An 18307-nucleotide genomic window follows, 5' to 3' on the forward strand; every position below is an offset into this window, starting at 1 on the left:
AAGTAAGGATTGAGCGCAGACGGGCCTACTTCTTCCGAGGATCGTCGCTCGGGTTCACATAGGTGATGCCTTGCGGTCCCATGCCGTGAAGCTGAAGTACGGTATCCTCGGTGAACCAGGCATAATGCGTCATGCCTTTGGCGACGTAGGAATAGCCGCCTGCCTTGACCAGCTCGCCTTTCTTTTCGTCGAGCTTGTCTCCGGTGCCAATGTTGAAGCTGCCCGACAGGACAGTGACGTTCTCGTCGTTCGGATGCGTGTGCGCGGCAATCTTGTAGCCGGCCGGGACTTTCAACCGGACGATATACTGGCCTTCTTTCGTCGGATCGCCCTTGATCACGGCAAGCTCAGCGCCTTTGGCGTAGGCGGCGGGCGCCGACCATTTCAGCGCATCGGGTTGTACCGTTGCGTGATGATCGTCGGCAGCGATGGCAAGGATGGGGAACGCGGATGCTGCCAGCAAGCTGGCGGCGAAGAGTCTTTTCCTCATGGTCTTTCCTCCGGGTTGGGCAGAAATTCTCTGATCAATGGACGTTTGCTCGTTCAAGCCTTGTCGATGATGATTTCCGCGTAGGCCGACGGGACACGCATCGAACCGTCTTTTGCCGTATTGAATTGCGCAACCGTGGTGCGCAGATCGTCAGCCAGCACCATCTGCCCTGCTGGATCGAGGGCGAGAAAGGCTTTGTGAACGGGACCGTAGAAGGTGCGGAAGACATCCACGAAGTGGTCGGGCGAGCGGTAGCGGAAAACGAACGCCTTGTCCTGAATCGCGATATTGCGAGCATGGGGTCCAAAGCTCTGCTCGATCCATGGTCTTGTTCCCCATATGGCTGGGGAGCTCACGCCCGCCGGTGGCGCAATGTGCTTGCCGAGCGTCTTGAACACTTGTCCGATGAACCCGTCAGGAGTCCAGTTCGCCATACCGATCATGCCGCCGGAACGACATGTGCGGAGCAGCTCGCTGGCTGCCTTCGGTTGGTTCGGCGTGAACATGACGCCGAATGTCGAGACGACGGCATCGAATGCGCCGTCGGCAAAGGGAAGCTGCTCGGCATCGGCCATCTGGTAGGCAACGTCCAGCGCCTCGGCGTCCGCCCGGGAGCGACTGCGCGCCAGAAGTCCGTCGACATAGTCGGTGGAGGTCACGTTGCACCACCGTCGCGCGAAGGCGAGGGTGGCGTTGCCGTTGCCCGCGGCCACGTCGAGCACCTTGGAACTGGGCCACAGATCCATCGCTTCTGCCAGGCTCTCGCCGACTATCTGCAGGGTTGTGCCGATTTTTGCGTAGTCGCCGGAGGCCCACGCCGCATTCTGCTTGGATTTGATGGCGGCGTAGTCGGGTGCGGGGGTCGATTGGGTCATCGTGGTCATTTCAGGCGCCTCATCGTTGATCGCTGAAGTGTCGCTCATGCGGCGGCTCGGTGCTCGATGGGTGCGTGGGCGTTATTCTGAGATTGCGTGGAGAATTGCAGATGAAATGAAGTTTGCTTGGTGGGATGGTGGGGAATGTCTGGCACCACAGGAAATGTCTGGCACCACAGGAGAATTGCTAGAGGGTTCCCATGAGCTACAGGTTCGATGGCTTTGTGCTGGACGTGGAGAGATACGAGCTGCACCGGGATGGGATCGTTCAGCGCGTGGAGCCGCTGGTCTTCGACCTCATTGTGTTTTTCACGCGCAATCCCGGGCGGATTGTGGGTCGTGACGAGATCGTTGCGGAGGTCTGGCAAGGACGGGCGGTTTCGGACGCGACCATCTCAAGCTGCATCAAATCGGCACGGCGGGTCCTCGGCGATAGTGGCAGCACCCAGAGCTACATCCGCACGGTCCGGGGACGTGGGTTCGAGTTCACGGGCAAGATCGAGGCCGACAAGGGGCCAGGAGCCGGCATCGGCAGCCGGCCCTTCATACCGGTGCCCCAGTCTACAACGGCCGTTACTGCAGAGGGCCCGGCCCAGTCCGATCGTGACGCGGGCCAGGCCGGCAATCGAACGCTGGCCGTCCTTCCGTTTGCCAACCTCAGCGCCGACGTGGATGAGTATTTCGCGGACGGGCTTACAGAGGACATCATCACCAATTTGTCCCGCTTCCGGGAGCTGCGTGTCATCTCGGGGGCCTCGACCTTCCAGCTCAAGGGCCGGGAGTTTGGCTCAGCCGAACTCTGCGAAAGGTTGAAAGCCGGCTATATCGTGCGAGGGAGCGTGCGGCGCGCGGCGGGTCGCGTTCGAATTTCCGTGCAGCTGATCGAAGGAGCTAGCGGCGTCCAACTATGGGGCGATCGCCTGGACCGCGAGATGGGGGATTTATTTGAGCTGCAGGACGAGGTGACGCGGATGATCGCCGCGACTCTCGGCGTCAAGATGCAGGATGTTGGGTTGCGGCGCGCGCTGACCAAGAAGCCGTTCGAGCTCGATGCTTATGACTGTCTTTTGCGGGCGCGACGCTATACCTGGATGCTGAACTCCGAGATGCACGCCGAAGCCCGGGACTTGCTTGAAAAGGCGGTGGAGCTAGATCCCACGTCTGCCGACGCGCATGCGCTTCTGGCCAACGTCTACCTCGGCGAGCACCGATTCGAGATGAATCCGCGTCCCAACCCGATTGGCCGCGCGTTCGTCCACGCCCTCGCGGCAGTACAGCTCGATCCACAGAACGCCTATGCCCGCTGCTGGCTCGCGATCGTACACTTCTTTCGCGGCGAAAATGCCAAGTTCGAAAGCGAATCGCAGCTCGCGCTCGACCTCAATCCGAATGATCCGGAAACGCTCGCCGATGTTGGCCACTACCTTGCCTTCATGGGCGAGTTCGAGCGTGGCGTGGAGCTCTCCAAGCGCGCGCGCCAGCTCAATCCCTTGCATCCGGGTTGGTATCATTTCAGTTTTGCCCGCTTGCACTACAACCAGAGGGCGTACGAGCAAACCATCTCAGCCATTCAGCAGGTTGGGCTGCCGCATTTCTATTGGACGCACCTGATGGCCGCTGCCGCCCAAGGGCAGATCGGTCACAAGGAGGCTGGAGAATCGTTGGCTCGGATTTTTCAGGTGAAGCCCAATTTCTCTGCACGCGCCGAACTGCAGAAATGGAATGCGGCGCCGCATGACCTCGAGCATATCGAGCAGGGCTTGCGTAAGGCCGGCTTGCGCGAGTGAATTGCCTCGGCGGTAGACGATTGATTGGCGAGTCCATGCGCGGCTCGTATCAATTCTTCCTCATCCCCTCGACCAGCGCCGCCACGTTGTGGCGCATCATCGCCTCATAGGTCGGCGCCGGCCCGCCGGGCTTGGACAGCGCGTCGCTGTAGAGTCGCGGGCCGACTGCCGCGCCCGAATCGCGCGCGATCTCGGCGATCAGCGCGGGGTTGGTCATGTTCTCGATGAACAGCGCCCTGGTCTTCTGCTCGCGCACCTGGCGGATCAGGTTGGCCACGTCGCGCGCCGTCGGCTCGCTGTCGGTGCTGTAGCCGCGCGGCGCGTCGAAGCGCACCGCGTAGGCGCGCGAGAAGTAACGAAAGGAGGAGTGTCCGGTGATCGCCTGCCGGCGCTCCGCCGGGATGGTTGCGATCTCGCGGCGGATCCAGTCGTCGAGGGCGGCCAGCCGCTGGTCGTACTGCGCCGCGCGGGCACGGTATCCGGCGGCGTTCGCAGGATCTGCAGCGGCGAGTCCATTGGCGATGTTGGCGACGTAGCGTCGGGCGCAGCCGACGTCTTGCCAGCAATGCGGGTCGGCGTCCGGCGTGGCGCCCGCCGAGGCCACGATGCGCCGGCCCTTGAAGCCGGCCGCCTCGGCCAGCCGGTCGATCCAACCTTCGAACCCCAGCCCGTTGCTGACCAGCACCTGCGCCCTGGCGAGCAGGCGCGCATCGGCTGGCTTGGGCTGATAGGTGTGGGCATCGGCATCCGGGCCAACCAAGGTCGCGAGGTCGATCCGATCGCCGCCCACTTCGCGCACGAAGTCGCCCAGGATCGAGAAGGTGGCGACGGCCTTGAGGGGAGGATCGGCGAGGGCGGGGGCCGCTCCGATCAGAAGGGCGGCGAGGAAGAAAGCGATGCGCATTTGTTATACTGTAACATCTGCGCCGGAGTTGTCATCTGCTGTCGCCGTCAGAGCGTCCTGGCGAGCGCGATCATCTGGTCGGCGGCGAGGCCCCAGCCTTCGTGGAAGCCCATTTTCTCGTGGGTCTCGCGGTTTTCCCTGGTCCAATGCAGGGCACGGGCGGTGTAGCGGGTTTGGCCGTTGCCGGCGTCCTCGAAGGTCAAAATGCCGGTGAAGAACGGTTTCCCGGATGGTTCCCAGGCGCTAGTGTAGGCGTCGGTGAAGACCAGCTTCTCGTTCTCGATCACCTCGAGATAGACGCCGCGATTGGGCATCTCCGTGCCATCGGGGCCCTGCATGACGACGTAGCTCGAGCCTCCCGGCCGGACGTCGGTCTCGGCATGGATGGTCTTCCAGGGTGCCGGCGTGAACCACTGAACCATCAGCTCGGGCTCGGTCCAGCAGCGCCACAGCTTCTCGCGCGGCACGTCTATCAGGCGGGTCAGGACCAGTTCGCGGTCGGACTTCGGGGTTGCGGTCATCGTCTGTCTCCGGATTTGGACGGTCTGGCCTTAGGACGAACGGCCCGGCGGCGTCCCGACATCGCCGTCGAAATATTCATAGCGGAAAATCGAGCCAGTTCAGGGGATGGCCGGTCGCCTCGAAGAAACGCCGGAGGTCGGCAAAGGAGATCGCAGTGGTCATGGTGTTGACCAGCGGGTGGGCATTGATCGGCCCGCCCTCGACGAGGCCGCGATCGAGCACCAACGTGACCTGCCGGTCGGGATCGTTGATCACGGAAAAGGGCGTCACCGAGCCCGGCTCGACGCCGAGGTGGCGGCGCAGGCGGTCGGGGCTGCCGAACGACAGCCGGCCCGCGCCCAGCACCTCACCCAGCCGCTTGAGGTCGATGACCCGATCCTCGAGCGCCACGACCAGCCACATCGCCTCCTTCTTGTTGCGCAGGAAGAGGTTCTTGATGTGATGGCCGGGCAGCACCCCGCGGTGCTCCTTGGCCTGCTCGACGGTGAAGACCGGCGCATGTTCGACCGTGCGATGGGCGAGGCCCAGCTGTTCGAGGCGCGCGAATAGAAGTTGCGGGGTCAGCATCGGGGCGAGCTACAGTGGCGTCATGAAAGGCATTATCCTCAGCGGCGGCAGCGGTTCGCGGCTTTACCCGATGACCCGGGCGGCCAACAAGCAGCTCCTGCCGATCTACAACAAGCCGATGGTATATTATCCGCTGACCACGCTGATGCTGGCCGGATGCCGCGAGATCCTGCTGGTCGTCAATCCGCACGACGAGGCGGCATACCGCCGCCTGTTCGGCGATGGTCGGCAGTGGGGCCTCGAGATCAGCTACGCCGTGCAGGCCAAACCGGGAGGCATCGCCGAGGTCTTCATCATCGGCCGCGAGTTCGTCGGCAACGACAGGGTCGGGCTGATCCTGGGCGACAACCTGTTCTACGGCGATTCGCTGCCCGCCGTGGCCGAGCGCGGCGCGCGCGGGCAGGGTGCCGTGATCTATGCCTATTGGGTGAGCGAAGCCCAGGCCTATGGCGTGGTCGAGTTCGCGCCCGGCAGCGACAGGCCGCTCGGTATCGTCGAGAAGCCCAAGGTGCCGCGCTCCAACTGGGCAGTTACCGGCCTCTATTTTTACGACCCCGATGTTTGCGACGTGGCCGCAGAGCTTCCTCGCTCGGCACGCGGCGAACTGGAGATCAGCGACGTCAACGCCTGGTATCTCGCGCACGGCCGCCTGACCGTCGAGAAGCTCGGCCGCGGCTACGCCTGGCTCGACACCGGTACGCCCTCGAGCCTGCTGCGCGCCGCCCTCTTCGTCGAGACCGTGGAGGATCGTCAGGGCCTCCAGATCGGCTGCCCCGAGGAGGTGGCCTGGCGTAAGGGCTACATCGACTCCGCCGGCCTCGCGCGGCTGATCGAGCCGATCAAGGAGAGCGAATACGGTAAATATCTGCAAAGGCTCCTTGTGCAAGGATAGTTTCGTCCTCGGGGAGACGGACCACCCCCGGGCGTCGTCCGGGCGGAGCCAAGCGGAGTCGAGGCCTCGCGTTGCCGGGCTCGGATCGGGACGACGGGGTGCTTGCCAATCTCTCCAAAACCCCCTATCACCACCGCCTTCCGGCAAACTGCCCGGCCGGATACGGAGCGCGGGCGTAGCTCAGGGGTAGAGCACGACCTTGCCAAGGTCGGGGTCGAGGGTTCGAATCCCTTCGCCCGCTCCAATTGCCTCGGACACTTTCCATTGTTTGCAATGGGTTAATAGTGTCTCGGGGGTTTCATTCAGCGGTTTAGAGCAGAATCCGCGTCATTTCGTCCAACACTTGAGCCTGCCGCAAATTGCCTGTTCATTTCGACAGCAGTTCTTCTCGAGAATTGCGCCTTCGAAGCCTTCTTCACGATGAGGCTTTGCCCGAAGGTTCGTATCCGACCCTGCTCGAGGCAGCCGCCCGTGCAGTCGAGCCCAAGCCTTGGAGGTCGGGTACACGGCTGAGCGCGCGGTCGTCGGCCAGCGCGTGCGCGCGGTCGATCGCCTGGTCGAGCAGGTCCAGTTCGCGGCGCAGCAACGGCGCGCGGTGCCCGGGCAGGACCTCGATCAGATTCTCCAGCATGGCGCGCAGACGGCGAGCCACCTGAAAGTTCTCGGCGCCGTAGAAGCGGATCTCGCGGCACGACAGTTCGACGAAATCGCTCCAGTCGGGCGTCTTCAAGACGATCCACCCGCCACCATCGATCGCGATGAAGTCCTCGTGCAGATGCCGGCGTCCTATGATGCGCAGCAGGCGGTGCAGCTGGTCGATCGCCAGCACGGCGGTCGTCGGGTCATTGATCGCCTTGCTGAGCGCCTTGAGGGCGATGTCGACGATGATGCGGAAGGCGAAGGTCGGGTCCTGCTCGATGGTGCGCTCACGGCCCATCGCGATCGCCTGTCGCAGCAGAGTCTCGTTGGCTTGCATGGCCTTGCCGTGAAGCCGGTAGAGCACCTCGCCGGTGGCAACGAAATCACCGACCCGGATCGCGAGCTCGATCACGCCGCCGGTATGAGCGGCCTCGCGCTTCATCGTCTCGAGGTCGACCGCAAGCACGATGGCGGACGTGCGTCGGTGACGGACCTCGACCGTCGGCCCGTCCAGCGCCGGCGGTGCGACCATAGTGCGGTTGTCTCTGACCTTCGCGGGATAAATCTCGTCCATCACCCCGAGCCCGCGCTCACCGAGCAACCAGACGATCGTCACGGGACGCAGCAGTCGCGCGGAATAATCGATCAAATATAGGAAAGCGGCGACAGAGACGATGGTCAGCATCAGCGCGACCGTGAAGATGAGATAGGGGAGGTCGCTCTGAGTGCGCGCCAGCACGCCGAGATTGAAGGTGAAGGTCAGGACGAACAGGGCGATGACCGAACGGATCGTATTGTCGCGCAGCAGCGCCGTGGCGATGATGCGCGGTGTCAGCTGGGCACTGGCGATCTGGATCGCGACCAACATCGAGCTCGACGTGAAGACGATGAAGGACAGCATCGCCGCCACGAAGACCTGGAGCATGGACTGGGCGACACCGATCTCGATCGTCCACGACCAGTCCCAGCCCAGCCGGTCGTCGAGCCACGTCAGCAGCCGGATCAGCACGAACGAAGTCGCATAGGCCAGCAGAGGTGCCAACCATACGGCGCTACGCACGTAGCTCTTGATGACGTACTTTCTGCGCCATTCCATCATGTCTGCCCCCCGACCCTTGTCGCCAAGTCTAGCGCGCTGGCCAATTTGGCGATTGCGTTTTTTCAACCGCCCGCACTTGCGAACGCGGATCGGCCCTCAACGTTCAGTTGGGTTCGTGCATCTCGCAATAGGTCGACGCTTGCCGGAGGAACTCGTCAAGGTCGGCGATCGGGTAATGGCAAAATACGAGGAGAATCTGGTCTTTTCTGTCGCGCCACCGCAAGCCAGAATGGCTCCTGATCGCGTCGACTCGACCGTTGTCACGTCCCAGGGCAACGAGCTGCCGGCAGGTATCGCGGCGCTCGAGGCGACGAAGACATGGATCATCGTTGCCACGAACATCGCGGCAAACACAATCACGCTCGGCGGCACCGGAGGTGGGCAGGTTCCCACCGGGGTGGCGGAACGAAAGAAGTGACGGTAACGCCTCGGTCAAGTTCATCGGATAGGGTGTCTGCTCCTGGTGACCAGTTGGTTTGACGGTTTGACGTCACGAGGCGCAGCGCGAAGCTTGATCAAGGTCAATGCCCCGTCTGGACCGATATGGTCCCTGTTCGCAGATGCACTCTTGCACAGAGGACCATATGCCTGCGACGTCCACCAACTTCGTCACCGAGTATTGGACCGACGCCTTTCAGCGCTGGGTCCTGACCCTCGACGTGCTTCGACAGCGCGGCAACACCTATTTCGAGCGCCGGGGCGAGATCGCGCCCCATGTGCTCGCTTTCGACGCAAAGCTCGTGCTCGACGGCCGGAAGTTCGAGCGGCCGGTCAACTACGTCCTGGCCCATATCCCGCCGGCGGATGGTGTCACCCTCGATCCGACCAAGCGGCCCTTCGTCATCGTCGACCCTCGCGCCGGACACGGCCCCGGAATTGGCGGCATGAAGCAGGACAGCGAGATCGGCGTTGCCCGGGCAGCGGGCCACCCCTGCTACTTCGTGGGCTTCCTGCCGGAGCCGATGCCCGGACAGACCATCGAAGATGTCTGCTGTGCCGAGGCCCGGTTCCTCGAGGAGGTCGCCCGGCGCCATCCCGAAGCCGAGGGCAAGCCCGCAATCATCGGCAATTGCCAGGCTGGTTGGCAAATGATGATCACGGCGGCGCTTCATCCCGAGCTCTGTGGGCCGATCGTCCTGGCCGGTTCGCCACTCTCCTACTGGGTGGGCGTCCGAGGCAAGAATCCGATGCGCTATCTCGGAGGTGTCCTGGGCGGCACCTGGCTCACCGCACTGTCGGGCGACATTGGCAAGGGCAAGTTCGACGGTGCCAACCTCGTCGCGAACTTCGAATCGATGAACCCCGCGAACACGCTCTGGGAGAAGCCCTACGGCGTCTACTCGAAGGTGGACACGGAGGCGAGCCGCTTTCTCGATTTCGAGACCTGGTGGGGCAGCCCCGTTCTCCTGAATGCCGAGGAGATGCAGTGGATCGCCGACAACCTGTTCGTGGGCAACAAGCTCGCCACCGGACACCTGCACACCGCTGACGGCACCCGCGTCGACCTGCGCAACATCAAGTCGCCGATCATCGTGTTCTCCTCCTGGGGCGACAACATCACGCCGCCGCAGCAGGCGCTCGGCTGGATCCTGGACCTCTACGGTCACGAGAACGAGATCGTCGAGACCGGCCAGACCATCGTGTATACGACCCACCAAACGATCGGCCACCTGGGCATCTTCGTTTCAGGCAAGGTCGCCGTTCGGGAGCACGCGGAGTTCGCGGGCTGCATGGACATGATCGACCTCATGCCGCCCGGTCTTTACGAGGCGGTCATCACGGAAGTCACCGAGGATACGGAGAACGCGGCCTTGATCGACGGCCGGTATCTTTTCCGGCTGGAGCCTCGCACGCTCGATGCCATCCGCGCCTTGGGAAGAAACGATGCGGCGGATGAGCGCCGCTTCGAGACGGCGGCCCGGGTTTCCGAAATCAATCTCGGGCTCTATCGTGCGGTCGCCCAACCGGCCGTGCGCACGATGGTCGGCGACGAAGCGGCCAGCGCCGCGCGCGAGCTTCATCCGAACCGGCTGCGGTTCGCGATGTTCTCGGATCGCAATCCGTTGATGGAGCCGATCAAGAAGATGGCGGAAGACGTCCGCAAGGACCGCGCGCCGGTTTCTCCGAACAATCCGTTGCTGGCCCTGGAATCGGTCACCTCCCACTGGATCTCGGCTTGGCTGGACAGCTTTCGGCTCGCGCGCGATTCGATGACGGAAGCCGCATTCGTGACAGTCTACGGCTCGCCCTTGCTGCAGGCTGCCGTTGGGCTTGGTGCAGGCGCTTCGGACCCGCATCCCAATATCGAGCGTGACCTCGCGCGCGAAGCGGCCACGGCCCACAGCCGCGCAGAGCTCGAGACGCTGTTCGAGAAGGGCGGCTTGATAGAGGCCGTCGTGCGCGCCCTCGTCTACATCCGCGTGGCGACCGGCAGTATCGACGAACGTGGCTTCGGCGCGCTGCAGGCCATCCGTGCGATGCGTCCGCCGACGGAGCGCCTGCATATGCCGGACCTCAAGAAGGTGATCCGCGAGCAATATCTCCTGGTTCGCCTCGACGAGGAGAGGGCAGTCCGTGCTCTGCCCGCTCTGCTCCAGGCGACCGACGAAGAGCGACGGGCGGCGTTCGACATCGTGCGCCGCATCGCCGCCGCGAGGGGCGCTTTGGGCGAAGTCGAGGCCGGAAGGCTGCATCGGGTCCAAACGCTATTCCTGGGCGCGGCCCCGCTCGCCGAAGCGGTGGCGTGATGCTTCCTCCCGTCAAAGCAAAGCTGCTCGAGGGCAAGCGCGGCCTGATCGTCGGCATCGCCAACGATCAATCGATTGCGTGGGGTTGCGCCAAGGCCTTTCGCGCCTTCGGCGCCGAACTTGCGGTCACCTATCTCAACGAGAAGGCGCGCAAGCACGTCGAGCCGTTGGCACGGATTGTCGAAGCGCCGATCGTGATGCCGCTCGACGTGCGGACGCCCGGACAGATGGAGCAGGTATTCGAGCGCATCGCCAAGGAATGGGGACAGCTCGACTTCGTGGTTCATTCGATCGCGTTCTCTCCCAAGGAGGCCTTGCAGGGGCGGGTGATCGACGTCGAGCGCGAGGGCTTCCTCTCCACGATGGACGTCTCCTGCTGGACCTTCATCCGCATGGCGCATCTCGCCGAACCATTGATGCCCAACGGCGGCAGCCTCTTCACCATGACCTATTACGGCAGCCAGAGGGTGGTGAAGAACTACAACATAATGGGGATTGCCAAGGCCGCGCTCGAGAGCGCCGTGCGCTATCTCGCGGCAGAGCTCGGCCCCAAGGGAATTCGCGTGCACGCGATTTCCCCGGGCCCTCTTGCGACCCGCGCCGCGTCGGGAATTCCCGAGTTCGACACCCTGCTCGCCAAGGCGCGCATTCGCGCACCGGCGCGCAGCCTGGTCAGCATCGACGACGTCGGCGCGGCGACGGCGTTCCTGGCGCACGACGCGGCGCGGCTGATCACCGGCGATACGATCTATGTCGACGGGGGCTACCACATCGTCGACTGAGCGCGCCCCATCGATCGACCGCGTCTAGGGCGGCGTCATGTCCGCCTTCTCCCAGCTCTTGTCGGGATCGAACAGGGTGATCCCGGCGGCGCGCGTGACGGTATCGGGTCCGAGATCCTTCTCGTAGACATCGCCCGAATGGCTGACGATGAAGGTCATCACGCCGGTGTCACCGTAGCGTACCGGCCAGGCGATCGCGGCAAAGCCACCGATCATCCGGCCGTTGACGAGGTAGCTGTAGGCACCTCCCGGTGCGTCCGGCCCCTGGCCATAAAGCAGCCGGTAATTGTAGCCGTAGTATCCATCGTCCGGGCCGTTCTCCCGCTGCGCCTTGGCGATCAGCGGCCCAAGGGGGCTCTCGGGCTCGCCGGGCTTGCTCTCCCAGTACAGGCCGTCCTTCCTGCCCGGCGTGCTGAGCAGGCGGCGGGCGTAAGTCGGCACGCCGAGCTTCATCGGATCCATCGCCGCATAGTCCTGTTGGGCGTCGACCAGGGCCAGCAGGCTCTGCACGACCCGCAGCTCGTTACGGCCGATGAAGCGCGCGTCGATCTCCTTCTGGCCCTCGTCGATATCGAAGCGCCAGCCGGCGGCGTCCTTGACCAGCGGGATTGCCATGAGGAAGCCGGTCTTGCCGACCTCGATCTGCGCCTTGGCGTCGCCGGACAAAACGATCTTGTGGCCTTCGTCCCAGGCGGCGAGATAACGCGCCCGGACCTCATCCTCGTCCTGGCGCGTGCCGGGCACGAAGTCGCGCCAGCCCGCTCCCAGAATCGCAGAGATCGTCTTGTCGTCGTCCTTGCGCAACGCCTCCGTCAGGGTCTCGGCGGCTTTGTCCGGCGTTGGAAAGGCTTGCAGAGCAGGCGCTTGCGCCGCCGCGCCCATCGCCACGCCGGCCGCGCAGACGAGCGCGAGCAGGTACTGTAGAAGCCGATTTTTCATCTGCGTCCTCCGCCTCCGCCTCCGCCTCCGCCGCCCCGGCCTCCGCCGCCGCCGCCACCCGGACGACCACCACCACCGCCGCCGCCTCCGCCGCCGCCACCCCGGCCTCCGCCGCCACCACCACCCGGACGACCACCGCCGCCGCCACCCGGACGGCCTCCGCCTCCCGCTGGCCGCCCTCCACCGCCCGACCTGTTGATCTGCTGGTGGCCACGGGCTCCTTCGCGGTTGATCTGCTGGCCGCGGTTGGCTCCATTCAAGGCGCCAGGCCGCTGGTTCGTCCGATTCTGACGATTTTGCGCAGGCAACTGCTGGGCCCTGTTGCCCGGTCGGTCGGCCCCCCCGGCAGGGCGTTGCGCGGCGCCGGGTCGGTCGGCTCCCAAGGCCGGACGCTGGGCGGCACCTGGTCCGCCGCCGGGACGAGGCTGCGGGCCGCTCTCCAGCCGGCCGCGGAATTCCTGGCGCTGCTCGGCACCGGGCCTCTGCTGGTTGAAGCGCTGGCGGGTCGCATTGTCACGATAGGCCACGCCCTTGCGATGGTCGACGCGATGCTGCCACCGGCCGTCACCGCCGATCTGGTTGCGATTGAAATTGCGGTCGATGTTGACCGCTTTGTTCACGTTCACGTTTGCATAGGAACTGCCGTAGCCGCGCCACGCCCAGCCACCGAACATCGCGCCAGCCGCCGCAATCCCGACGCCCCAGAGGATGCCCGACATGAGGGCGCCCCCGGTCGGCCAATAGGTCGGGGGATAGGATGAGTAAGGCCAGGTTCCGTACGCCGAGTTCGGATTGTACGAGGGGACGTAGACGACCTCCGGATTTGCCGGGGCGATGGCATATTGAACGGACTCGCCCGACCCTTCGGTGGTCACAGTCTGCTGTGGTGTGCTCGTCAGGTTTCCGGCGCCGGCGGCCCGGCGACGCAGGCGTTGGATGGCGTCGGCGACATCGCCCTCCTGGGCGATCATCGCGTCGCCGAGCTTGCGGGTCCAATCGAGATGATCGTTCATCTGCGCGAGCACGTCGGGAAACGCGACCAGCGACTTCACGCTCGCGTCCCACTCCTTGTCCTTGACCGCGTTGACAGCCGCATCGCCCTTGAGCGCCGGGTTGGCCTTCGACCAGCGCGCCGCCTCGACCACTTCCAGGGGATAGCTCGCCGCCATCATGATCTGGGACAGCAAGGCATCGGGGTACAAGGCGATCGGCGCCAGCATCTGCTCAAGCTCCTCCGGCTTGAACTTCGTGTCAGTGGCCTGAGCCAGCGATTCGCCCGCACGCAGGCTTGCACCGAGTGCAGCTGCGAGCGCCAGAAACGCACGACGCTTCATGACGCTCCTTCCTGGATATCAACGAGGCGACTGTTTCATGCCAAGGCTCGATGGCGCTTTGACATTTCTCAACCGGCAGCCGCGCGGAAAGCTGTGGTTACAAGACCAGACGCACCAAGTCAGTCCATGTTCATCAGTGCCACCCGACGGGAATGCCCGTGAACGATGAAGTCGCGCATATCGGTCGCGTTCTCCCAGCGGCCCGGATTGAAGGACCACCATGGTCGCGCCCGGTCTCGATGGACAGGACGACCGGCCAAATCCCCATTTTCCCTCCCTGCCTTTATTGCTTAACTTCTTCGTGGACGGGACGACAGCGCATTGATCAAGGTCAATGCGGACTCTGAAACGGCGAACCAAAATGATCGGATCGTCGGGGGAGGAAGCATGCCTGCGGATGCGGTTCAATCCGGAGGGACCGGGCACGAGAAGTACGAGCGTCTGATCGTAGCGGCGCGCAGATTGCCGGCCATCGTCACCGCCGTCGCCCACCCTTGCGACGAGGTCTCGCTCCAGAGCGCGATCGAGGCGGCGCGTCTGGGCATAATCATTCCGATTTTCGTCGGCCCGCTCGCCAAGGTCCGTAGCGCGGCCGCCAGGGCCAAGCTCGATATCACCCCCTACGAGTGCATCGACGCGGCACACAGCCACGACGCCGCCGCAAAGGCCGTGGAACTGGTGAGGATCGGCCGTGCCGAAGCGCTGATGAAGGGCAGCCTGCATACCGACGAGCTGATGGCCGCTGCCGTGAGGCGCGACGCCGGCATCCGCACCGCCCGCCGGGTCAGCCACTGCTTCGTGATGGATGTGCCCGGGCACCCCGACGCGCTGATCATCAGCGACGCCGCGATCAACATCGCGCCGACGCTCGAGGAGAAGGTCGACATCGTCCAGAATGCCATCGACCTTGCCCATGCCCTCGGATCCGGCGAGGTGCGGGTCGCGATCCTCAGCGCCATGGAGACGGTCAATCCCAAGGTTCCGTCGACGGTCGAGGCCGCAGCTCTGTGCAAGATGGCCGATCGTGGGCAAATCACCGGCGCCCTGCTCGACGGGCCGCTGGCGCTGGACAATGCGATCAGCCTTGACGCCGCGGCCATCAAGCATATCGTTTCGCCGGTCGCGGGTCGGGCAAACGTGCTCATCGTGCCCGACCTGGAAGCCGGGAACATGCTGGCCAAAAGCCTGTCCTTCCTTGCTGGCGCGGACGCCGCCGGCATCGTGGTCGGTGCACGCGTGCCGATCATCCTGACCAGCCGTGCGGACTCCGAGCTGACGCGGCTTGCCTCCTGCGCAGTTGCCGTGTTGGTTGCCGCGGCACGGCGGGCCAGCACTCCCATCACCGTCTGACGCCGCAATGACGGACGATCTTGCGCGGGAGCCGGCCTCCATTGCCGTTCTCAATGCGGGCTCTTCCAGCCTGAAGTTCGCGCTGTATGGTGCGAATGAACGCCAGGACCTGATGTTCCGGGGGCAGATCGAGCGCATCAGCTCGAGCCCGCGCCTCAAGGTCGTCGATGCCAACGGCACGACTGTCGACGAGCGCGAGTGGCGACAGGGTGAGCTCGACCACGACGGCGCGACACGCGAAGTGCTGGCGACCGGGCGCCGGCTCCTCGGCGACATGCCGGTTCGCGCGGTCGGGCATCGCGTGGTGCATGGCGGCATGCGGTTTTCTGCGCCGACCTTCGTCGACGCCGCGATCCTCGACGAGCTCGAGCAGTTCGTTCCGTTGGCGCCATTGCATCAGCCGCATAACCTTCGGCCGATCCGGGTCATCGCCGAAGCGCTTCCCACTCTGCCGCAAATCGCATGCTTCGACACGGCGTTCCACCGAAGCCAGCCCGTCCTCGCGCAATCCTTCGCCCTCCCGCGCGCGCTCACGGAGGGCGGCGTCAGGCGCTATGGATTTCACGGCCTGTCGTACGAATTCATCGCCTCGCGGCTGCGCGAGCTTGCGCCTGAGCTGGCCCGGCGGCGGTTGATCATCGCCCATCTCGGCAACGGGGCCAGCCTGTGCGCGGCGCTCGATGGCCGCAGTGTCGCCAGCACCATGGGCTTCACTGCCGTCGACGGACTGATGATGGGCACGCGCAGCGGCGCCATCGATCCCGGCGTGATCCTTTACCTGATGGACCAGAAGGGCCTGTCGACGCGAGACGTCGAAGCGCTGCTGTACACTCAGTCGGGACTTCTCGGGGTATCCGGCATCTCCTCCGACATGCGCACATTGCGGGCATCGGACAGGCAGGAGGCGCGCGAGGCGATCGACCTTTTCGTCTATCGCATCGTGCGGGAGATCGGCTCGCTGGCCGCCAGCCTTGGCGGCTTGGACGGCCTGGTTTTCACGGGCGGCATCGGCGAAAACGACGTGCAGACCCGCGCAGAAGTCGTCGCACAGTGCCGCTGGCTCGGGTTCGAACTCGACGCGAAGCGTAACGAGACGGGTCAGCAGCTCATCAGCACCGCGCAGTCCGCCGGCACAGTCCTCGTGATCGCAACCGATGAAGAGCGTATGATCGCGCGTCACACCATGGATCTGCTGAGCGACACAGGCGCTCCTTCGTCTCAATTGACGTAGGGCGAGTTCGACATCTCGACCAGTGCCGCCCGATTGATCACCACGAATTCATCGTTGTCGATCTCGATGAACCGGCGTTGCCGGAGGCGCGAAAAGGCACGGCTGACCGTCTCCAGCCGCAGGCCCAGATAGTCTGCGATATCGGTCCGGTTCATTGGGAGAACGAGGGGGTTGGTCGCAATATCGCGGGGACCGCAAGCTACGGTCAGAGAGCACAGGAAAGTTGCAACACGCTCGGTGGATGTCAGCTGCCCGAGGACGGCCATATGAAGCACAGCACGCTTGAGGCGATCGGCGACGGCAACGTGCAGGGCCTCGGCCACGTCCGGATGCCGGTTGGCGAAGCTCATGAAGCGCTCCCGGTCGAACGAGCAGGTCGTTGCGTCGGTGATTGCCTCGCCGTCGAATTCGTAGTCCCTGTCCGTCTCGAGAAAGCCGCAGAGATCGCCCGGCAGGAAGAAGTCCAGAATCTGCCGCCGGCCGTCGGGTAGAATCTTCGACACCGCGACAATTCCCGACGTGATCTTGAAAATGGAGCCGATCGGGTCGCCAGACCGGAAAAGTTGCTGTCGCCGGGCCCAAGTCTGGGCTTTTCCAATCTCGAAGAGCTCCTTCTGCCGCTCGTAGTCGAGCGGGCCGCAGACGTTGAACGACTTGGCCGGACATCCCACACAAGGCAAGGTCGCAACGTCACGCCAGCTGCCTTCGACGGTCCGGCCGGTACGAAATCGCATGGTTTTCGGGCTGGTCATTGGGTATCCCGCCTAGCCTCGACGCCAAACCGCAGAACCGGTACGTCAGCTCCAGGACAGGAACACCCCTATGTCCCCGCGGATGCCGTTGGGACGGTCGATGACTTCGTACTTGATGTGGTAGCCGCGGGGTTTCAACTGGCGCCCCCAGAAGTCATAAAGTTCCCGGGGAATGCCGGTAAGCGTCTTCTCCCAGCCTTCTTCCGCCTGATCGATCATTCGGCCGTTGTCGGCGCACAGGTGGTTGGGAAAGCGGAATACCTGGACTGAAGTCAGCCCATTGCTGGCCGCGCGGGCGATGATGTGCGATGCCTTCTCCAGCACCTGATCGTCGGTCAACCCGGACGGCTTGCTGATGCGGTCGAGGAAAGCCTGGTGTTCCGCCTCGGCGGCGGCCTGAGCTTTCAGGGCGGCAGATGCCTTCGCGCCTTCGGCCTGGGCGATCTGGGCCTGAAGCTCCTTCGCGGTTGGCAATGTGGACATGCTAGCCTCCCTGTCTCTCTTGTCTTTGTTTGTTGGCCGGCGACCGGGTCCGGCACCGGGCCAGGCAAATGCTCGGCACGACTTCCGCCGTCTCAGTACCGGGCATCGACGAATTTCCGCCCTTCGAGCGATGCCTTGTCGTCGTACTGCTTTTTGTCGGATCGTGGCGGCAGCTTGACCTTTTTTCCCTCGATGCGCTCGTAGGGGATTCGGGACAGGATATGCGAGATGCAGTTCAGGCGCGCTCTGCGCTTGTCGTTGGCGTCGACCAGATACCACGGCGCGTGCTCGGTATCCGTGTATTCCAGCATGATGTCGCGCGCCTTTGAGTAGTCGTACCAGCGCCCATAGGATTCCAGATCCATCGGGCTGAGCTTCCACTGCCGCATCGGGTCCTCGATGCGTGCCTTGAAACGCTTGTCCTGCTCTTCCTGCCCGACTTCGAGCCAGATCTTCAGAAGGCGTATGCCGTTATCGACGACGAACTTCTCGACCATCGGGCACAGCGCCAGGAACCTCTGGTGCTGCTCGGGCGTGCAGAATCCCATGACATGCTCGACACCAGCGCGGTTGTACCAGCTACGGTCGAAGATCACGATCTCGCCGCCGGCCGGGAACTGCTCCATGTAGCGCTGCATGTATATTTGCGACCGATCGCGCTCCGTTGGCGCGGGGAGCGCGACGACGCGAAATACTCGAGGGCTTACCCGCGCCGCGATTGCCTTGATGACACCGCCCTTGCCGGCAGCGTCCCGCCCTTCCAGGACGATGATCACCCGCTCGCCGTGGGATTTCACCCATGACTGGAGGTAGCAGAGCTCCGTCTGGAGATTGCGAAGCTCCGCTTCATAAGTCTTGCGGTCGAGCTTTTCGCTCCTAGCTTTAGCGCTCATGGCGGCATCTCCTGCAACCAT

Annotated in this window: 18 protein-coding genes and 1 tRNA gene; 8 read left to right on the plus strand and 11 right to left on the minus strand. The window is 64.0% G+C overall.

The window, feature by feature from the left end; genetic code table 11:
- Positions 1–25: 25 nt before the first annotated feature.
- Entirely contained in the window at positions 26–547 is a 522-nt protein-coding gene (locus ACQY8M_RS07195) for a cupin domain-containing protein (protein ID WP_428670320.1), read from the minus strand.
- The gene (locus ACQY8M_RS07200) at positions 544–1374 is read right to left on the minus strand and encodes a class I SAM-dependent methyltransferase (protein WP_428675326.1); all 831 of its coding nucleotides are present in this window, start codon (positions 1372–1374) and stop codon (positions 544–546) included. The genes ACQY8M_RS07195 and ACQY8M_RS07200 overlap by 4 nt, the downstream gene beginning before the upstream one ends.
- Positions 1375–1565: 191 nt before the next feature.
- Here ACQY8M_RS07200 and ACQY8M_RS07205 point away from each other — a divergent pair, with 191 nt between their 5' ends.
- A complete protein-coding gene (locus tag ACQY8M_RS07205; RefSeq protein WP_428670322.1) occupies positions 1566–3152 on the plus strand; it encodes a winged helix-turn-helix domain-containing tetratricopeptide repeat protein in 1587 nt (528 codons plus the stop codon).
- A 49-nt stretch (positions 3153–3201) separates the two neighbouring features.
- On the opposite strand, the gene ACQY8M_RS07210 is transcribed toward ACQY8M_RS07205, so the two are convergent.
- From ACQY8M_RS07210 to ACQY8M_RS07220, 3 genes are all read right to left on the minus strand, one after another.
- A complete protein-coding gene (locus ACQY8M_RS07210) occupies positions 3202–4056 on the minus strand; it encodes a metal ABC transporter solute-binding protein, Zn/Mn family (protein WP_428670324.1) in 855 nt (284 codons plus the stop codon).
- Between the two features lie 47 nt (positions 4057–4103).
- Complete coding sequence (locus tag ACQY8M_RS07215; protein WP_428670326.1) at positions 4104–4577, minus strand: SRPBCC family protein; 474 nt, start codon at positions 4575–4577, stop codon at positions 4104–4106.
- Positions 4578–4653: 76 nt separating this feature from the next.
- Positions 4654–5145 carry a prolyl-tRNA synthetase associated domain-containing protein gene (locus ACQY8M_RS07220; RefSeq protein ID WP_428670328.1) on the minus strand — a complete coding sequence of 164 codons (492 nt, stop codon included), beginning with the start codon at positions 5143–5145 and terminating at the stop codon, positions 4654–4656.
- A 22-nt stretch (positions 5146–5167) separates the two neighbouring features.
- Between ACQY8M_RS07220 and rfbA the strand changes: the two genes are divergently transcribed.
- Positions 5168–6037 (plus strand): glucose-1-phosphate thymidylyltransferase RfbA, encoded by an 870-nt coding sequence (gene rfbA / locus ACQY8M_RS07225; RefSeq protein WP_428670330.1) that lies wholly within the window; start codon positions 5168–5170, stop codon positions 6035–6037.
- Positions 6038–6206: 169 nt separating this feature from the next.
- Positions 6207–6281 (plus strand) — tRNA-Gly (locus tag ACQY8M_RS07230).
- A 171-nt stretch (positions 6282–6452) separates the two neighbouring features.
- On the opposite strand, the gene ACQY8M_RS07235 is transcribed toward ACQY8M_RS07230, so the two are convergent.
- Positions 6453–7775 (minus strand): DUF2254 domain-containing protein, encoded by a 1323-nt coding sequence (locus ACQY8M_RS07235; protein ID WP_428670332.1) that lies wholly within the window; start codon positions 7773–7775, stop codon positions 6453–6455.
- Between the two features lie 139 nt (positions 7776–7914).
- Between ACQY8M_RS07235 and ACQY8M_RS07240 the strand changes: the two genes are divergently transcribed.
- From ACQY8M_RS07240 to fabI, 3 genes are all read left to right on the plus strand, one after another.
- On the plus strand, positions 7915–8193 hold the full coding sequence (locus ACQY8M_RS07240) for a hypothetical protein (RefSeq protein ID WP_428670334.1): 279 nt from the start codon (positions 7915–7917) through the stop codon (positions 8191–8193).
- A 166-nt stretch (positions 8194–8359) separates the two neighbouring features.
- Positions 8360–10522, plus strand: a complete 2163-nt coding sequence (locus ACQY8M_RS07245; RefSeq protein ID WP_428670336.1) for a DUF3141 domain-containing protein — start codon at positions 8360–8362, stop codon at positions 10520–10522.
- Positions 10522–11304 (plus strand): enoyl-ACP reductase FabI, encoded by a 783-nt coding sequence (gene fabI / locus ACQY8M_RS07250; RefSeq protein ID WP_428675327.1) that lies wholly within the window; start codon positions 10522–10524, stop codon positions 11302–11304. The genes ACQY8M_RS07245 and fabI overlap by 1 nt, the downstream gene beginning before the upstream one ends.
- 24 nt (positions 11305–11328) lie before the next feature.
- On the opposite strand, the gene ACQY8M_RS07255 is transcribed toward fabI, so the two are convergent.
- Together ACQY8M_RS07255 and ACQY8M_RS07260 are read right to left on the minus strand one after the other, a co-directional pair.
- A complete protein-coding gene (locus tag ACQY8M_RS07255) occupies positions 11329–12243 on the minus strand; it encodes a DUF2950 domain-containing protein (protein WP_428670338.1) in 915 nt (304 codons plus the stop codon).
- Complete coding sequence (locus ACQY8M_RS07260; protein WP_428670340.1) at positions 12240–13577, minus strand: DUF3300 domain-containing protein; 1338 nt, start codon at positions 13575–13577, stop codon at positions 12240–12242. The genes ACQY8M_RS07255 and ACQY8M_RS07260 overlap by 4 nt, the downstream gene beginning before the upstream one ends.
- Before the next feature lie 387 nt (positions 13578–13964).
- Between ACQY8M_RS07260 and ACQY8M_RS07265 the strand changes: the two genes are divergently transcribed.
- Positions 13965–14927, plus strand: coding sequence for a phosphate acetyltransferase (locus ACQY8M_RS07265; RefSeq protein ID WP_428675328.1), 963 nt, complete (start codon positions 13965–13967; stop codon positions 14925–14927).
- A 7-nt stretch (positions 14928–14934) separates the two neighbouring features.
- Entirely contained in the window at positions 14935–16158 is a 1224-nt protein-coding gene (locus tag ACQY8M_RS07270) for an acetate/propionate family kinase (protein WP_428670342.1), read from the plus strand.
- On the opposite strand, the gene ACQY8M_RS07275 is transcribed toward ACQY8M_RS07270, so the two are convergent.
- The 3 genes from ACQY8M_RS07275 to ppk2 all read right to left on the minus strand — a co-directional run bounded on the left by ACQY8M_RS07275 (position 16146) and on the right by ppk2 (position 18286).
- A complete protein-coding gene (locus ACQY8M_RS07275; protein WP_428670344.1) occupies positions 16146–16910 on the minus strand; it encodes a Crp/Fnr family transcriptional regulator in 765 nt (254 codons plus the stop codon). The two genes, ACQY8M_RS07270 and ACQY8M_RS07275, sit on opposite strands and share 13 nt — an antisense overlap.
- A 45-nt stretch (positions 16911–16955) precedes the next feature.
- Entirely contained in the window at positions 16956–17393 is a 438-nt protein-coding gene (locus ACQY8M_RS07280) for a hypothetical protein (RefSeq protein WP_428670347.1), read from the minus strand.
- A 92-nt stretch (positions 17394–17485) separates the two neighbouring features.
- Positions 17486–18286, minus strand: a complete 801-nt coding sequence (gene ppk2 / locus ACQY8M_RS07285; RefSeq protein WP_428670349.1) for a polyphosphate kinase 2 — start codon at positions 18284–18286, stop codon at positions 17486–17488.
- Positions 18287–18307 lie beyond the last annotated feature (21 nt).

It is taken from the genome of Reyranella sp. (assembly GCF_965279465.1).
GTDB lineage: Bacteria > Pseudomonadota > Alphaproteobacteria > Reyranellales > Reyranellaceae > Reyranella.

What these genes read in the sequence shown, in the direction of transcription:
- ACQY8M_RS07200 (WP_428675326.1), bottom strand. Translation starts at nt 1,374, where the DNA reads ATGACCACGATGACCCAATCGACCCCCGCACCCGACTACGCCGCCATC.
- ACQY8M_RS07205 (WP_428670322.1), top strand. Translation starts at nt 1,566, where the DNA reads ATGAGCTACAGGTTCGATGGCTTTGTGCTGGACGTGGAGAGATACGAG.
- ACQY8M_RS07210 (WP_428670324.1), bottom strand. Translation starts at nt 4,056, where the DNA reads ATGCGCATCGCTTTCTTCCTCGCCGCCCTTCTGATCGGAGCGGCCCCC.
- ACQY8M_RS07215 (WP_428670326.1), bottom strand. Translation starts at nt 4,577, where the DNA reads ATGACCGCAACCCCGAAGTCCGACCGCGAACTGGTCCTGACCCGCCTG.
- ACQY8M_RS07220 (WP_428670328.1), bottom strand. Translation starts at nt 5,145, where the DNA reads ATGCTGACCCCGCAACTTCTATTCGCGCGCCTCGAACAGCTGGGCCTC.
- rfbA (WP_428670330.1), top strand. Translation starts at nt 5,168, where the DNA reads ATGAAAGGCATTATCCTCAGCGGCGGCAGCGGTTCGCGGCTTTACCCG.
- ACQY8M_RS07235 (WP_428670332.1), bottom strand. Translation starts at nt 7,775, where the DNA reads ATGATGGAATGGCGCAGAAAGTACGTCATCAAGAGCTACGTGCGTAGC.
- ACQY8M_RS07245 (WP_428670336.1), top strand. Translation starts at nt 8,360, where the DNA reads ATGCCTGCGACGTCCACCAACTTCGTCACCGAGTATTGGACCGACGCC.
- fabI (WP_428675327.1), top strand. Translation starts at nt 10,522, where the DNA reads ATGCTTCCTCCCGTCAAAGCAAAGCTGCTCGAGGGCAAGCGCGGCCTG.
- ACQY8M_RS07255 (WP_428670338.1), bottom strand. Translation starts at nt 12,243, where the DNA reads ATGAAAAATCGGCTTCTACAGTACCTGCTCGCGCTCGTCTGCGCGGCC.
- ACQY8M_RS07260 (WP_428670340.1), bottom strand. Translation starts at nt 13,577, where the DNA reads ATGAAGCGTCGTGCGTTTCTGGCGCTCGCAGCTGCACTCGGTGCAAGC.
- ACQY8M_RS07265 (WP_428675328.1), top strand. Translation starts at nt 13,965, where the DNA reads ATGCCTGCGGATGCGGTTCAATCCGGAGGGACCGGGCACGAGAAGTAC.
- ACQY8M_RS07270 (WP_428670342.1), top strand. Translation starts at nt 14,935, where the DNA reads ATGACGGACGATCTTGCGCGGGAGCCGGCCTCCATTGCCGTTCTCAAT.
- ACQY8M_RS07275 (WP_428670344.1), bottom strand. Translation starts at nt 16,910, where the DNA reads ATGACCAGCCCGAAAACCATGCGATTTCGTACCGGCCGGACCGTCGAA.
- ACQY8M_RS07280 (WP_428670347.1), bottom strand. Translation starts at nt 17,393, where the DNA reads ATGTCCACATTGCCAACCGCGAAGGAGCTTCAGGCCCAGATCGCCCAG.
- ppk2 (WP_428670349.1), bottom strand. Translation starts at nt 18,286, where the DNA reads ATGAGCGCTAAAGCTAGGAGCGAAAAGCTCGACCGCAAGACTTATGAA.